Origin of the sequence: Burkholderia catarinensis, from assembly GCF_001883705.2 — a bacterium.
Classification (GTDB): Bacteria; Pseudomonadota; Gammaproteobacteria; order Burkholderiales; family Burkholderiaceae; genus Burkholderia; species Burkholderia catarinensis.
In genome coordinates this window covers 64,834-78,539 of sequence record NZ_MDEQ02000012.1, presented here as the reverse complement: position 1 = coordinate 78,539, position 13,706 = coordinate 64,834, and the positions used below count along the sequence as shown (strand labels likewise).

14 protein-coding genes are annotated in these 13,706 nt (G+C 67.9%); 3 read left to right on the top strand and 11 right to left on the bottom strand.

What is annotated here, in order from left to right:
- Nucleotides 1–85: 85 nt before the first annotated feature.
- Genes BFF94_RS20290 through BFF94_RS20280 form a run of 3 tightly spaced genes read right to left on the bottom strand, consistent with a single transcriptional unit; the run spans nt 86 to nt 3,747 of the window.
- On the bottom strand, nt 86–1,108 hold the full coding sequence (locus tag BFF94_RS20290; protein ID WP_219139735.1) for a histone deacetylase family protein: 1,023 nt from the start codon (nt 1,106–1,108) through the stop codon (nt 86–88).
- Between the two features lie 25 nt (nt 1,109–1,133).
- Complete coding sequence (locus BFF94_RS20285; protein WP_219139734.1) at nt 1,134–2,405, bottom strand: Zn-dependent hydrolase; 1,272 nt, start codon at nt 2,403–2,405, stop codon at nt 1,134–1,136.
- Between the two features lie 31 nt (nt 2,406–2,436).
- Nucleotides 2,437–3,747 (bottom strand): MFS transporter, encoded by a 1,311-nt coding sequence (locus BFF94_RS20280; protein WP_219139733.1) that lies wholly within the window; start codon nt 3,745–3,747, stop codon nt 2,437–2,439.
- Nucleotides 3,748–3,936: 189 nt separating this feature from the next.
- Between BFF94_RS20280 and BFF94_RS20275 the strand changes: the two genes are divergently transcribed.
- Nucleotides 3,937–4,893 carry a LysR family transcriptional regulator gene (locus BFF94_RS20275; protein ID WP_114176621.1) on the top strand — a complete coding sequence of 319 codons (957 nt, stop codon included), beginning with the start codon at nt 3,937–3,939 and terminating at the stop codon, nt 4,891–4,893.
- Between the two features lie 58 nt (nt 4,894–4,951).
- Here BFF94_RS20275 and BFF94_RS20270 read toward each other — a convergent pair whose 3' ends face one another.
- The 4 genes from BFF94_RS20270 to BFF94_RS20255 form a co-directional block, all read right to left on the bottom strand.
- The gene (locus BFF94_RS20270) at nt 4,952–6,022 is read right to left on the bottom strand and encodes a porin (protein ID WP_128842601.1); all 1,071 of its coding nucleotides are present in this window, start codon (nt 6,020–6,022) and stop codon (nt 4,952–4,954) included.
- A 158-nt stretch (nt 6,023–6,180) separates the two neighbouring features.
- The gene (locus BFF94_RS20265; protein ID WP_128842602.1) at nt 6,181–7,611 is read right to left on the bottom strand and encodes a purine-cytosine permease family protein; all 1,431 of its coding nucleotides are present in this window, start codon (nt 7,609–7,611) and stop codon (nt 6,181–6,183) included.
- A 303-nt stretch (nt 7,612–7,914) separates the two neighbouring features.
- Nucleotides 7,915–8,592, bottom strand: coding sequence for an SOS response-associated peptidase family protein (locus BFF94_RS20260; RefSeq protein ID WP_128842603.1), 678 nt, complete (start codon nt 8,590–8,592; stop codon nt 7,915–7,917).
- A 129-nt stretch (nt 8,593–8,721) separates the two neighbouring features.
- The gene (locus BFF94_RS20255) at nt 8,722–9,186 is read right to left on the bottom strand and encodes a GNAT family N-acetyltransferase (RefSeq protein WP_128842604.1); all 465 of its coding nucleotides are present in this window, start codon (nt 9,184–9,186) and stop codon (nt 8,722–8,724) included.
- 47 nt (nt 9,187–9,233) lie between these two features.
- On the opposite strand from BFF94_RS20255, the gene BFF94_RS37965 reads away from it, so the two are divergent.
- Both BFF94_RS37965 and BFF94_RS37960 read left to right on the top strand, forming a co-directional pair.
- On the top strand, nt 9,234–9,683 hold the full coding sequence (locus tag BFF94_RS37965; protein ID WP_308286054.1) for a substrate-binding domain-containing protein: 450 nt from the start codon (nt 9,234–9,236) through the stop codon (nt 9,681–9,683).
- Nucleotides 9,684–9,698: 15 nt separating this feature from the next.
- Nucleotides 9,699–9,848: a hypothetical protein gene (locus BFF94_RS37960; protein ID WP_246637370.1), complete on the top strand. Its 150-nt coding sequence runs from the start codon at nt 9,699–9,701 to the stop codon at nt 9,846–9,848.
- A 27-nt stretch (nt 9,849–9,875) separates the two neighbouring features.
- On the opposite strand, the gene BFF94_RS20245 is transcribed toward BFF94_RS37960, so the two are convergent.
- From BFF94_RS20245 to BFF94_RS20230, 4 genes are all read right to left on the bottom strand, one after another.
- Nucleotides 9,876–10,505, bottom strand: a complete 630-nt coding sequence (locus tag BFF94_RS20245; protein WP_128842605.1) for an NAD(P)H-binding protein — start codon at nt 10,503–10,505, stop codon at nt 9,876–9,878.
- A gap of 181 nt (nt 10,506–10,686) precedes the next feature.
- Nucleotides 10,687–10,971 (bottom strand): helix-turn-helix domain-containing protein, encoded by a 285-nt coding sequence (locus BFF94_RS37955; protein ID WP_246637369.1) that lies wholly within the window; start codon nt 10,969–10,971, stop codon nt 10,687–10,689.
- Nucleotides 10,972–10,997: 26 nt separating this feature from the next.
- Nucleotides 10,998–12,389: a dihydrolipoyl dehydrogenase gene (gene lpdA / locus BFF94_RS20235; protein ID WP_219139732.1), complete on the bottom strand. Its 1,392-nt coding sequence runs from the start codon at nt 12,387–12,389 to the stop codon at nt 10,998–11,000.
- Nucleotides 12,390–12,394: 5 nt separating this feature from the next.
- Nucleotides 12,395–13,705: a dihydrolipoamide acetyltransferase family protein gene (locus BFF94_RS20230; protein ID WP_219139731.1), complete on the bottom strand. Its 1,311-nt coding sequence runs from the start codon at nt 13,703–13,705 to the stop codon at nt 12,395–12,397.
- Between the last annotated feature and the right edge of the window lies 1 nt (nt 13,706).

Below are 13,706 nucleotides of genomic sequence, written 5' to 3'. Positions count from 1 at the left end.
CATCCATCCAGCATATGCGCGAATTATCGGCGTGCGCGCGGAGAACTTGAACCCGCGCGCAAGCGATCCGGCCCCGCTCCGTCAGTCAGCGCGCGGCGGCGAACCCGCCGAAGAACGCACGCGCGTTCGCGTCGAGGCTGTCGAGGTGATAGCCGCCCTCCTGCACGATCACCGTCGGCAACCCGAGCGCGCCGATCGCGCCGCCGAGCCGCCCGAACCCGTCGGTCGTGACGGCGACCTGCGATTGCGGATCGTCCTTGTAGATGTCGAAGCCGAGCGCGAGCACCAGCGCATCGGGCTGGAACCGCGCAAGCGCGCGCAGTGCGTCGCCGAGCCGCTCGAAGAACGCCGATTCCGGCGCGCCGTGCGGCATCGGCAGGTTCAGGTTGAAGCCGTCGCCCGCGCCCGCCCCCGTCTCCTCCTCGTAACCCGCGACGACCGGGTAGAAGTTGGTCGGGTCGCCGTGGATCGATACGTACAACACGTCATCGCGGCCGTAGAAGATCTCCTGCACACCCTGCCCGTGATGCATGTCGGTGTCGAGAATCGCGACCCGGCGATGGCGGCCGAGCAGCGACTGCGCGGCGATCGCCGCGTTGTTCAGGTAGCAGAACCCGCCGGCCGCGTCGCGGCGTGCGTGATGGCCGGGCGGCCGGCACAGCGCGTAGGCCTCGCGCGCGCCGTCGTTGACGTCGGCCGCCGCCGCGAGCGCGCCCTGCGCGGACCAGTAAGCGGCGCGCCACGTGTTCGCGCCGACCGGGCAACTGCCGTCGGCAAGGTAGCGCGCGGCTTTCGCGAGCACGCCGCGCAGCGGGTTCGGATCGCGCACGAACACGTTCGACATCACTTCGTCGCCCCAGTCGTCGGGCATCTGCTTCCAGTCGCGATGCGCATCCTCGAGAAAGCGCAGGTAGTTCATGTCGTGCACGGCCGCGATCGGCGCGGTGCCGCGGTCGGCCGGCTCGCGCACGTCGAAGTCCAGCGACCGGACGGCCGCGACGAGCCGCGCCGCGCGCTCGGGCACTTCCTGCGGCTCGCGCATCTGGCCGCGCGACAAGTAGCTGCGCGGATGGTGCAGCAGTTGTTCGGGATGGAAATAGGTTTTCATCGTTCGTCCTCGTCGGTTCGCCGCATCATGCACCGTGCGCGGAAGCAGCCGCTTCGACCTGCGCCGCGACGCCGGCGCGCGCGAGCACCGCATGGAGCAGCACGTTCGTGCCGCGCGTCACGTCGTCGGGCAGCGCATCCTCGGCCTCGTTGTGCGACAGGCCGTCGACGCACGGGATGAACACCATCGCGGTCGGGAAGCGGCGCGCGAGCAGGATCGCGTCGTGGCCGGCGCCGCTGACGATCCGCTCGTTCGTGTAGCCGAACGCGGCCGCCGCCTGCGCGACCAGTTCGACGCAATCGCGGTCGAACGGCGTCGCCGGGCTGCGCCAGCAGGTGTCGATCGCGACCTGCACGTCACGCGCGGCGGCAACGCGTGCGCACGCATCGCGCAGGTCGCGCTCCATCGCATCGACTTCGGCATCGTCGTGATGACGGAGGTCGACCGTCAACGTCACGTCGCCGGCAATGGTATTGCGCGACGCGTTGCGGATGCCGACCTGCCCGATCGTCGCGAGCCCGCGCGGCGCACGACCGGCGACGATCCGTTCGAGTTCGAGCGCCATCTGCGCGCTCGCGAAATACGCGTCCTTGCGATACGGCATCGGCGTCGTGCCCGCATGCGCGGCCACGCCCGTGACCGTCACGTCGAGCCAGCGGATCGCCTGCCCGCCCGTGACGACGCCGATCGTCGTGCCGTTCGCCTCGAGCACGGGCCCCTGTTCGATATGCGCTTCGAAATACGCATCGACCGCGCCGCCTGTCGCACGCGTGCCGCGATAGCCGCATGCGTCGAGTGCCGCGCCGAGCGCGACGCCGTCGGCGTCCTGCTTCGCGAGCGCATCGTCGAGCGGCAACGCACCCGTGAACACGGCCGAGCCGAGCATCGCCGGCGCGAAGCGCGCGCCTTCCTCGTTGGTCCAGGACACGATCTCCAGCGGCTTGCCGGTCACGACGCCCGCGTCGTTCAGCGTGCGCACGAGCTCGAGCGCGGCGAGCACGCCATAGACGCCGTCGAAGCGGCCGCCTTCGGGCTGCGTGTCGAGATGGCTGCCGATCAGCACCGGCGCGGCCTGCGCATCGGCGCCATCGCGCCGCGCAAACAGGTTGCCGACCGCGTCGACGCTTACCGTCATCCCCGCGTCGCGGCACCATTGCGCGAACAGGTCGCGTCCGCGCCGGTCCTCATCGGTGAGCGCGAGGCGCCGCACGCCGCCGCGCGGCGTCGCGCCGACGCGCGCCATGTCCGCCAGGCTCCGCCACAAACGGGCACCGTCGATTTCCAGCAATTCTTTCATTTGCACTCCGGATGAATTCGTTCATTGAGGTTCAATGCGAGCCGAGCGCTTCGGCCGTGGCCGGCTGCGCCGCACGGCGCGCGTCGAGCGCGACGATGCAGAGCAGCGAGATGCCGGCCAGACACGTGTAGAACACCGCGAGCGGCCACCACTGGCCCGCGAAGCGATGCGCGAGCCACGTGCCGACGAGCGGCGTCAGGCCGCCCGCGAGCGCGCCGCAGATCTGGTACGCGAGCGAGATCGCCGAATAGCGCACATGCGCGGGGAACACGTCGCTCACGAAACCCGCGATCACCGAGTAGAAGCCGGCCATACACACGACCGCGAGCGCGATGCCCGCGACGAGCGATGCGGACGTGCCGCTCTGCACGAGCATGAACATCGGATAGGGCGACAGCATCGCGAGCAACGCCGCGACCTTCAGGAAGCGCGCGCCGCCGATCCGCTCGGCGATCCGTGCGGCGATCGGCTGCGCGATGAACTGGATGATCGCGACCGCGAACAGGCTGTCGAGAATCAGCGAACGCGATACGCCGACGTACTGCGTCGTGTACGCGATCATGAACGTGTTCGTGAAATAGACGCCGGCGATGCCGATCGTGTTCGCGCCGATGCAGAGCAGCACGAGCCCCGACGACGAGCGGAACACTTCGGCGACCGGCAGCTTCACCGTGCGGTTCGTTTCCTTCACGCGCGCGAATTCCGGCGACTCGTTCACGCCGAGCCGGATCAGGATGCCGACCACGAGCAGCACCGAGCTCGCGAGAAACGGCAGGCGCCAGCCCCACGCGAGGAAGTCGGCCTTGTCCATCGACGTGACCGCGCGGAACGCGATCAGCGACAGGATCAGCCCGGCCGGGCTGCCGAGCTGCGCGAACGACGCGAAGAACGTGCGGCGCCCCTGCGGCGCGTGCTCGCCCGCCATCAGCACCGCGCCGCCCCATTCGCCGCCGACCGCGATCCCCTGCACCACGCGCAGCGCGACGAGCAGCGCCGGCGCGAGCATGCCGACCGTCGAATAGTCGGGCAGCAGCCCGACGCAGACGGTCGCGACGCCCATCATCATCAGCGTCGTCATCAGCGCCTTCTTGCGGCCGATGCGGTCGCCGAGATGGCCGAAGATGACGCCGCCGAGCGGCCGCGCAAAGAAGCCGACCGCGAACGTCGCGAACGACGCCATCGTGCTGACGAAGCGGTCATGCGACGGGAAATAGAGTTCGCCGAACACGAGCGCGGCGGCGGTCGCGTAGATGTAGAAGTCGTACCACTCGATCATCGTGCCGATGAACGCGGCCGTCGCGGCGCGTCCCGGCTGGCGGGCGGAAGAAAGGGACTGGGTCATGCGGGCTCCTGACGCGCGCCGCTGCGGTGCGACGCGCCATATCGTGGACGGCCGTCTGTCGCGGCCTCGCGCCGCACGCTGCGGCACCCCTCCTTTATCGGCGACCGCAAATCATTAGTCAAATTTCAAGTTATTATTCGCTGTATAAATTCAACTAATAACTGGTTTAACGCCCCGCCCGGAGACCTGATGCGCCCCGACCTCGCCCCGTTCCTGAACGACCGCCTCGACTGGAACCTGCTGCGCACCTACCTGGTGATCATGCAGGAGCGCAGCGTGAGCCGCGCGGCCGCGCGCCTGCACGTGACGCAGCCGGCCGTGAGCCAGGCGTTGCGGCGGCTCGAGGACACGCTCGAGCGCCGGCTGATCGAGCGGCGCGGCGCGCACTTCGCGCCGACGCCGGCCGGCGAAGCCGTGTACCGGATCGCGAGCGACATCTACGGCGGCATCTCGCGCCTCGAAACGGAAATCGACGACAGCACGGCCGACCTCACCGGTTCGATCCGGCTGCTGACGGTGAGCCGCATCGAGTCGCCCGTCTATGACGAGTTCCTCGCGGATTTCCATCGCGCGTATCCGCGCATCGACCTGCAGATCGAGGTGATGCGCTCGTCGGACATTCTTTCTTCGCTGCTGCAGAAGACGGCCACGGCCGGGCTCGGCCTGTGCCGCACGCCGCACGACAAGCTGGAGATGCGCTGCTTCCTGCGCCAGCGCTATGCGATCTACTGCGGCCGCCATCACCGGCTGTTCGGGCAAACGCAACTGCGGATGGACGATCTGCTCGCCGAGAATTTCGTGTCGTTCACGAGCGACCAGATCGGCGACAGCCTGTCGCCGCTCACCGTGTTCCGCGACCAGAAGGGTTTCACGGGGCGTATCGTCGCGTCGTCGCCGAGCCTCGAGGAAGTGCGGCGGCTGATCTTTGCCGGCTACGGGATCGGCTGCCTGCCCGAACACATCGTGCGCGACGACATCGCGCAGCAGCGGCTGTGGCGGCTGCCGCCCGACGACGGGCTCGTCGATGTCGACGTGTTCCTGCTGTGGCACCGCGACCGCAAGATGAACGCGGCCGAGCACGCGTTTCTCGACGCGATGGAGCGCTGCATGCAGCGCTATTCGCTCGCGGAGCGGCTGGGGAAATAGCGGCGCGAATGCGCCAGAAGAAAACGCCGGGCGCACACGGCCCGGCGCGTCGCCCTCGTCAGAAGCGATGCACGATGCCGAGCTGCACGCCGCGCGCATTCGCGCCCGGATACGCGAGCGGCAGGCCGGGATTCGCCGCGCCGGCGAGCGTGTAGCCGGCCTGGTTGCGGTTGCGCAGGTACGACAGCGCGCCGTAGAAACTCGTGCGCTTCGAGAGGTCGTACTCGTACATCAGCCCGAGCTGGTCCGCATTATTGCCCTGCGACGACTGGTCGTGCAGATACGCGTAACCGAGCGCGATGTAGTTCGCCGGATTGAACTGGTATTTGACCGACAGCCCGTACACACGCGAATCGATCCCGAAATCTGCCCACTTCACCGCGGAGAAGCCGCCGTACACGGTCGCCTTGCCGATCGCATACGATGCGCCGGCCATGATCGTGCGATCGGTCGTGGACGCCGTCGCGTTCTTCAGCCACTGGCCCGCGACAAAGGCCCCGAACGGCCCGTGTTCGTAGGTCAGGTCGAACTGCTGGCTGGAGCCTGCCGAACGCACGCCGCCCGCATCGCCGAACCCGAAGTACAGTCCGCCCTGGAAGCCCGCGATCTCCGGGCTCTGGTACGACAGCGTATTGCTCGTGCGGAACGCGAACACGGTCAGGTTGTCCATGCCGGACGCCTGCGTGACGCCGCCGAACGCATCCTGCCCGCCCTGGTCGTTGAACAGCGGCGAATTCTGGCGGCCCGCGCGCACCTTGCCCCACTGCCCCGCAATGCCGACCCACGCCTGCCGGTTGAACAGGCTGCCCGAACTCGCCAGCGAACCGTCGTTCGGATTGAAGCCGTTTTCCAGCGCGAACTCGATCTTCTGCCCGCCGCCGATATCCTCGCCGCCCTTCAGCCCGAACCGGCTGCCCCACTGGCCACCCGAGTTGATCGCCGCCGTATAGCCGTTGCCCGTATTCACGTACTGCGCGAATTCGTCGATCACGCCGTACAGCGTGACGCCGTCCTGCGCGAGCACGGTGCCCGAACCGGCCAGGCAGGCGGCCGCCACCGTCATGCGAAGACCGGCGTGCACCGGCCGCACGCGGCAATCGCTGCCGCGCGCTTGAGTTTGTTTAGTCATACTATTCAATAGTCGGATAATGAAACGATGCCTGGCGCGGCATTGACGCCGCGCCGGCATCGCGGGAACGGAAATGGATTTGACCGAGCCCGGCGCTGGCTGCGCCCGGCTCGACGCTCAGGCCGGCGGCTTACCGGCCCGATGCGCGAGACGCGTCGTCAGTGGTGAACTTCGCCGCGTTCGAGCGGCAGGATCAGGCGTTCGGGGATGCTGCGCCGCGACGTGCGCGCGCCGACGTAATACAGCACGGCCGGCACGACGAGGCCGAGGATCCACGAGATGTCGGTGCCGCCGAGCGCATCGACGAGCGGCCCGGTGTAGATGTGGGTCGACATGAACGGCAGTTGCACCAGGATGCCGACCACGTAGATCGAGATCGCCATCACGTTCCAGCGGCCGTAGCGGCCGTCCGGATCGGACAGCGCCGGCACGTCGTAACGCGAACGCGTGAAGCAGTAGTAGTCGACCAGGTTGATCGCGCTCCACGGCGTGAAGAACGCGAGCAGGAACAGGATGAACGCGGTGAATTCCTTCAGGAACGAATGGCGGCCCGCGAGCGCGATCAGCGTCGATACGCAGATCATCCCGAAGATGTACACGAGGCGGCTCTTCGACGACACCGCGCCCTTGCCGCGAAAGCCGCTGACGATCGTCGCCATCGACATGAAGCTGCCGTACGCGTTGAGCGCCGTCACCGTCACCTTGCCGAACGCGATGCTGAAGTACAGCAGCGCGGCCACGGCGCCCGTCGAGCCCAGGCCGACGATATACGACACTTCATGGTGCGCGAACTGGCTGCCGGCCAGCGCGGCCGCGAACACGCCGAACACCATCGCCGCCTGCGCGCCGATCACCGAGCCCAGGCCGACCGCGAGGAACGTCGCGACCGACGACGTCGAGCGCGGCAGGTAGCGCGAATAGTCGGCAACGTACGGGCCGAATGCAATCTGCCACGACGCGGACAGCGACATCGCGAGCAGGAAGCTCGCGAGCGAGAAATGCTTGTTCGCGAGCAGCGCGCCGACGTCGTGGTTCGCGAACAGTTGCGCGAACATGTAGACGAACGCGGCGATGCCGACGACGCTCGCGATCCGGCCGACGAAGTGGATCGCGCGATAGCCGAACACGGTCAGCACGACGATCACGGCCGCGAACAGCAGGATGCCGGCCGCGTCGTCGACGTGCAGCAGCTGCGCGACGGCCTGCCCGGCCAGCACCGAGCCGCTGGCGGAAAAGCCGATGTACATCAGGCACACGAGCACGATCGGGATCATCGCGCCGTACACGCCGAACTGCACGCGGCTCGAGATCATCTGCGGCAGCCCGAGCTGCGGCCCCTGCGCGCCGTGCAGCGCCATCACCGCGCCGCCGACGAGCTGGCCGAGCAGCAGCGCGACCAGCGACCAGAACACGTCGCCGCCGAGCACGACCGCGAGCGCGCCCGTGACGATGGCCGTGATCTGCATGTTGGCCGACAGCCACAGCGTGAACTGGCTCAGCAAGCCGCCGTGGCGCTCGGCATCGGGAATGAAATCGATCGAGCGTACCTCGATCAGGCCGCCGGCTTTTCCACTGGAATTCGTTGACACGGGTCAATCTCCAAAATACTCAGGACCACACATGGTTTGAAAGAGACAGGAAGCTGCGAGCCGCCCTTTCGGCTCTGCGGGTGCGGGGCGCCGTGGATCGCCGGCATGCGCCACGCACGCACGGTCTGCACGCTGGCGCGCAAGCGGCACGACGCGTGCCGACATTGCCAGCGGATGATCTTGTATATACAACTTGCGAGGTATCGGTGATTACCCGGTGTCGATCGATCCTGGAAATCGTCTGAACAATCGCGGCACGTCCGGGCAGTTTCGACGCAAGCCGGGCGTCGGGAAAATGAAAGCTCAGGCGCCCGCCGGCGGTGCCTGATCGGGCGCGGCCGTCATGTCGTCGGCGGAGAACAGGTTCAGCATGCGCCGCGCGGCCTCGATGTCGCGTGCGTGCAGCCATTCGTCGTAGTCGTCGCGGCGCAGGATCACGACGCCGCGCTTTTCGTCGCCGGGCCGATGCATCCGCGCGAACAGCGGGTGATCGTCGGCGTTCACCGTGAGCATCGTCATGCCGATGCATTCGCGCCCGTCGCTGCCTTCGTAGCGCCGCCAGATGCCGGCGACGCAATACGGTTGCCAGCCGTCGACGCCGATCCGGTGCCATACGTTGCGGCCGGTCTCATAGCACGGTTCGCAGATCCAGCGCACCGGAATCAGGCAGCGCTGGCCGTTGCGCCAGGCATTGCCGTAGAGTCGCGACGAGCCAACCGTTTCCGCGCGTGCGTTCACCGTATCGAGCTTCTTTCTTTTTCGGCCGTGCTCGTCGAGCCGCTCGGGCTGCATGAATTTCGGCCAGAAGCCGAACACGGCCGCCACGACCGCGAGGCCATCGCCGTCGGCGCGCGCGACCGGCGCCGCGTAGTCGGGATAGACGTCGGGTGCCCACGGGTCGCGGCGGTACAGATCGCCGATGCCGATCTTCAGTTCGCTGATGCCCGGGTCTTCGTCGGGGGCGCGGTAGTGGGTGCACACGGCTCGAAGCGCGATGGAAACAATGCTTCCATCGTAGGTCGGCATGCGTGCCGCAATCGCGTTATTGCTTTGTATGACGAAACAGTCTTACGGATCGGGGAAACGCCGCGTTCCGGACAACGCCTGTCGTCAAGCGCGCTGCCAGACCCGCAGCGTCAGGATTTCATCGCCGGCATCGTCGTGCCTCCCGGTCGATACCCAGCCGAGATGTCGATAGAACCCGTACGACCGGGATGCCGGATCGGTCGAGCAGCCGAGAAACAGCGACGTGAAGCCGTTCGCCGCGAAGTCGTCGACTACATGCTGCAGCAGCCGCTTGCCGATCCCCGCTCCCTCGTACTCGGGCAGGATCGCGAGCACGACGATCTCGCCCGAACCGGTGTCGCCGAAGCAGTAGCCGGCCATGCGCCCGTTCGCGCAGCAGACATGGCCCGAGAACAGGCCGCCCCTTATCCCGTCGCTCCAGCTTTCGACGGTGATGCCGAGCGCGCGCAGCTGCGCTTCGGTGAACGCGTTCTCGCGCGTCTTTCCGCGCAGTGCGATGCACGCGGCCGCGTCGTCTGGAACGGCCTTGCGCCAGGTGATTTCAGTCATCGTTCGATTGTTCCGTTGTCTGCCGCCGTCGCGATGCATGCAGATAGATCAGTTCCAGCGCGATCGTCGCGCCGGACATCGTCGAATCGATCGCGGCGGCCGTCGGCCGCTTTCGCGAACAGGCGCCGGACATCCTGATCGAGATGGTCGCGGTACCGCCCGACGAACTGGAGCACAGGCTGCTGAAAGGCGAACTGCAGCTCGCGATCGGCTACTTTTCGGGCCACCAGGCCGGCCTGCACGATGCGCCGCTGTTCGTCGAGCACCAGTCGCTGCATTGCGGTGCACGCCATCCGCTGTTTGCGAAGAATACCGTGTCGGCCAACGACGTCGCGCACACGAGCAACGTCGCGCGGCTCTACAGGACGAACACGTCGGATGCGGCGCTGCGCAACGCGCAGCCGACCGCGTTCTCCGAAAACGTCGATGCCGACGTGATCTTCATCCTGTCCGGCGCGCATGTCGGCTTCCTGCCCGACCACGTCGCGGCACCGTGAGTCGCCGCGGGGAAGATGCGCGGGTTCCTCGCGAGCAAGCTGAGCCATACGGTCGAATTCCAGCTCGCGACGCCCAGGAACTGCGACGGCAGCGAAGCGCTGGATGCGTTCACGGCAGCGCTCGCCGAGCAGTTCGGCGGGCTCGACGATTTGGCAGGCCGATAACCGGGCAGGCCCCCCGCCCGCTCCGCTTCAGACGAGCCGGTCCGACGCGACGACCTGCACGCCGGGCCGTGCGTCGATCGCCGCGTCGAGCAGCGCACGCGCGATCCGCGACGCGGGATTCACGCGCCACTTCGCCGGCAATACGGGTCGTGCGACGTTCAACGCGAACACCAGCAGCCGCTCGCCGAACCTGAACTCGTCGCGGCTGCCGCCGATCAGGCCCGGCCGCACGTACGTAAGCGACGCGAACCCGACGCCGGCGAGCGCCTGCTCGACCTCGCCCTTCACGCGGTTGTAGAAGATGCGCGACGCAGGATCCGCGCCGAGTGCGGAATTCAGGACGTAGGTCGGCGTGCCGTGGCGGTGCGCGAGCCGCGCGACCGCGAGCGGATAGTCGTGATCGACACGCCGGAATGCCGCCTGCGAGCCGGCGGCACGCATCGTGGTGCCGAGCGCGCAGATCACCGCATCGGCCTGCCACCAGTCGGCCTCATCGGGCAGATGATCGAAATCGACCTCCAGCGCGCGCATCTTCGGGTGCGGCGACAACGGCCGGCGCGCGAGGACGACCACCTGGTCGACCCGCGAATCGGCAAGCGCGACTTCGAGGACGTGACGCCCGACGAGTCCGGTCGCGCCGACGAGCAGCAGTTTCATGTCCGGTTCTTCCGTATGGAGCCTGCGTTGGCGGGCCCGATGCGGCCCGGTTTCCGGCTCTCGACATGATGGTCGACCAACGCGGCGCCGACAACCTTTCCGCATCTCGAAAAATTACGGAATCCGCTTACCGCCTATTTCGAATTTCACCCTTTTCTCCATTTCCATCGCACCCCATCCATCAAAGCGCATGAGCCGGATCGCTCGCGGGCTTCCGGCATCGACGTCGGCGACGCCGTGCACGGATCGTGCGCGACGCCCCGGCCGTTTCCTGTCGCGACACGCTCGGCGCAACACCCGTCCGGCGCTTGTACGCCTGCGAGAACGACGACATGTCGCTGAACCCCGGCTCCTGCGCGATTTCCTTGATCGACAGGCGCCCTTCGGCGATCAGCGCCTGCGCGCGGGCCTTGCGCCCGCGTGCCGACGCTGTAACCGGAAAGCCGCCGATGCACGCGCTGCGCATCGGCGGCGCGCTGTCAGGCCCGCACGTCAGACATGCAGTGCATGCCCGAGCGCGCGCAGCGCGGCCTCCTGCAGCGCTTCGCCGAGTGTCGGGTGCGCATGGATCGTGCCGCCGATGTCCTCCAGCCGCGCGCCCATCTCCAGCGACTGCGAGAACGCCGCAGCCAGTTCCCACACGCCGCGCCCGACGGCCTGCCAGCCGACAATCAGGTGGTTGTCGCGCCGCGCGACGACCCGCACGAAGCCGTCGGTCGCCTGCAGCGTCATCGCGCGCCCGTTCACCGCCAACGGGAACGATGCGCTCAGGCAATCGACACCGGCCGCGTGTGCATCGTCCGGCGACCAGCCGGCCGTCACGATCTCGGGATCGGTGAAGCACACCGCCGGAATCGACGCGGGCATGAACTGGCGGCGCCGGCCGGCGATCAGCTCGGCCACCATCTCGCCTTGCGCCATCGCGCGATGCGCGAGCATCGGCTCGCCCGCGACGTCGCCGATCGCCCACACGTTGCGCATCGATGTCCGGCATTCGTCGTCGATCCGCAGCGCGCGGCCGTTGCGCTCGAGCAGCAGCGACTCGAGCCCGAAACCGTCGACGCGCGGCCGCCGGCCAACGGCAACCAGCACGCGATCGGCCGGCAGCGTCTGCTCGGCGCCGTCGGCCGCCTGCACGCGCACCGCGCCCTGCTCCGCCAGCCCGAGCACCTGGTGGCCGAGCCACAGCCGGACGCCGAGCCGCGCGAGCGAATCGGCAACCGGCCGCGCGAGTTCGGCATCGTACGCAGGCAGCACGCGCTCCGCCGCTTCGACGACGCTGACGTCGACACCGAGCTTGCGGTAGACGATCCCGAGTTCGAGCCCGATATACCCGGCCCCGACGACGACCAGCCGCTTCGGCAACGCCGCGGGCGACAGCGCCTCGGTCGACGACACGACATGCCCGCCGAACGGCATCGACGGCAGTTCGACCGGTTCGGAACCGGTCGCGAGCAACAGGTGTTCGCAACCGATCCGCACCGCATGGCCGTCGGTGACGACATCGACGGTCTTGCCGTCGATCACGCGCGCGTCGCCGTGCAGCACGCGCACGCCGTTCTTCTTGAGCAGCGCGCCGACGCCGCGCGTCAGCCGATCGACGATGCCGTCCTTCCACGCGACGCTCTTCGCGATGTCGATCTCGGGCGTGCGCACGCGAATCCCGAGCGCCCCTTCGCCGGCATGGCCGCACGCCTGTTCGAATGCGTCGGCCACGTGGATCAGCGCCTTCGACGGAATGCAGCCGATATTCAGGCACGTACCGCCGAGCCGGTCGCGCTCGACGAGCACGGTCGGGATGCCAAGCTGGCCGGCGCGGATCGCGGCGACGTAGCCGCCCGGGCCGCCACCGACGACGAGCAGTGTGGTGTGTTCGTTTTTCATCGCGCTCACTCCACGAACAGCATTGCCGGGCGTTCGAGCACCGTGCGCACGGCCTGGATGAATTCGGCCGCGTCCGCGCCGTCGACGACGCGATGGTCGAACGACGACGACAGGTTCATCATCTTGCGCGCGACGACCGCGCCTTCGCGGATCATCGGCCGCTCGACGATCCGGTTCACGCCGACGATGCCGACTTCCGGATGATTGATGACCGGCGTCGACACGATGCCGCCGAGCGCGCCGAGGCTCGAGATCGTGATCGTCGACCCGCTCAACTCGTCGCGCTGCGCGCGGTTCGCGCGCACCGCGTCGGCGAGCCGCGCGATTTCGGCGGAAATCGACCACACGTCGCGCGCTTCGGCATGACGCAGCACGGGCACCGTGAGGCCGCCGTCCGTCTGCGTCGCGACGCCCATGTGCACCGCGCCGTAGCGCGTGACGACGCCCGCTTCGTCGTCGAAGCGCGCATTGATCTGCGGGAAATCGCGCAACGCGATCACCATCGCGCGGATCAGCAGCGGCAGCGGCGTAAGCCGGCCGCGCGTATCGCCATAGCGGCGGTTCAGTTCCGTGCGCAACGATTCGAGCTCGGTGACGTCGATTTCCTCGACGTAGCTGAAATGCGGAATGCGGCGCTTCGCTTCCTGCATCTTGCGCGCGATCGCACGCCGCAAACCGATCACCGGCACGTCGGTTTCGTCGTTGCGTTCGTCGTAGCCGTGCGCTTGCGACGATCGCGCCGCACCGCCACCCGCGCGCGCATACGCATCGAGATCCGCATGCAGGATCCGCCCTGCTTCGCCTGTACCGTGCACGTAGCGCAGCTCGATGCCCAGGTCCCACGCGCGCTGACGCACGGCCGGCGACGCGAGCGGCCGCTCTCCCGGCGCCCGCGCCACGCGCGGTCGCGTCGCCGCTTCCTCGCGACGCGGTTTCGCGGGTGCGCGACTCACCGCAGGCTGCGCAGGCGGTTCGGCCGGCATGTCGGCCATCGGCATCGACGGCGCCGCCGCGACCGGTGCGGTTTCCACCTTTGCTTCACGCACCGGTGCACCGGCCTTCAGGTTGCCGTCGCCTTCGACTTCGAGACGAACCAGCTCGCTGCCGACCGCCATCATCTCGCCGATCCGGCCGCCGAGCTCGATCACCTTGCCCGTCACCGGCGACGGAATCTCGACCGCCGCCTTGTCGGTCATCACGTCGGCGAGCGGCTGATCTTCCTTGACCGTCTGCCCGACTTCCACATGCCAGGCCACCAGCTCGACCTCGGCGATCCCTTCGCCGATATCCGGCATCTTGATGACATGAATCCCCATC

Coding starts and splice junctions, on each gene's coding strand:
- BFF94_RS20290 (WP_219139735.1), bottom strand. CDS start 1,108: ATGAAAACCTATTTCCATCCCGAACAACTGCTGCACCATCCGCGCAGC.
- BFF94_RS20285 (WP_219139734.1), bottom strand. CDS start 2,405: ATGAAAGAATTGCTGGAAATCGACGGTGCCCGTTTGTGGCGGAGCCTG.
- BFF94_RS20280 (WP_219139733.1), bottom strand. CDS start 3,747: ATGACCCAGTCCCTTTCTTCCGCCCGCCAGCCGGGACGCGCCGCGACG.
- BFF94_RS20275 (WP_114176621.1), top strand. CDS start 3,937: ATGCGCCCCGACCTCGCCCCGTTCCTGAACGACCGCCTCGACTGGAAC.
- BFF94_RS20270 (WP_128842601.1), bottom strand. CDS start 6,022: ATGACTAAACAAACTCAAGCGCGCGGCAGCGATTGCCGCGTGCGGCCG.
- BFF94_RS20255 (WP_128842604.1), bottom strand. CDS start 9,186: ATGACTGAAATCACCTGGCGCAAGGCCGTTCCAGACGACGCGGCCGCG.
- BFF94_RS37960 (WP_246637370.1), top strand. CDS start 9,699: ATGCGCGGGTTCCTCGCGAGCAAGCTGAGCCATACGGTCGAATTCCAG.
- BFF94_RS20245 (WP_128842605.1), bottom strand. CDS start 10,505: ATGAAACTGCTGCTCGTCGGCGCGACCGGACTCGTCGGGCGTCACGTC.
- BFF94_RS37955 (WP_246637369.1), bottom strand. CDS start 10,971: ATGCGCAGCGCGTGCATCGGCGGCTTTCCGGTTACAGCGTCGGCACGC.
- lpdA (WP_219139732.1), bottom strand. CDS start 12,389: ATGAAAAACGAACACACCACACTGCTCGTCGTCGGTGGCGGCCCGGGC.
- BFF94_RS20230 (WP_219139731.1), bottom strand. CDS start 13,705: ATGGGGATTCATGTCATCAAGATGCCGGATATCGGCGAAGGGATCGCC.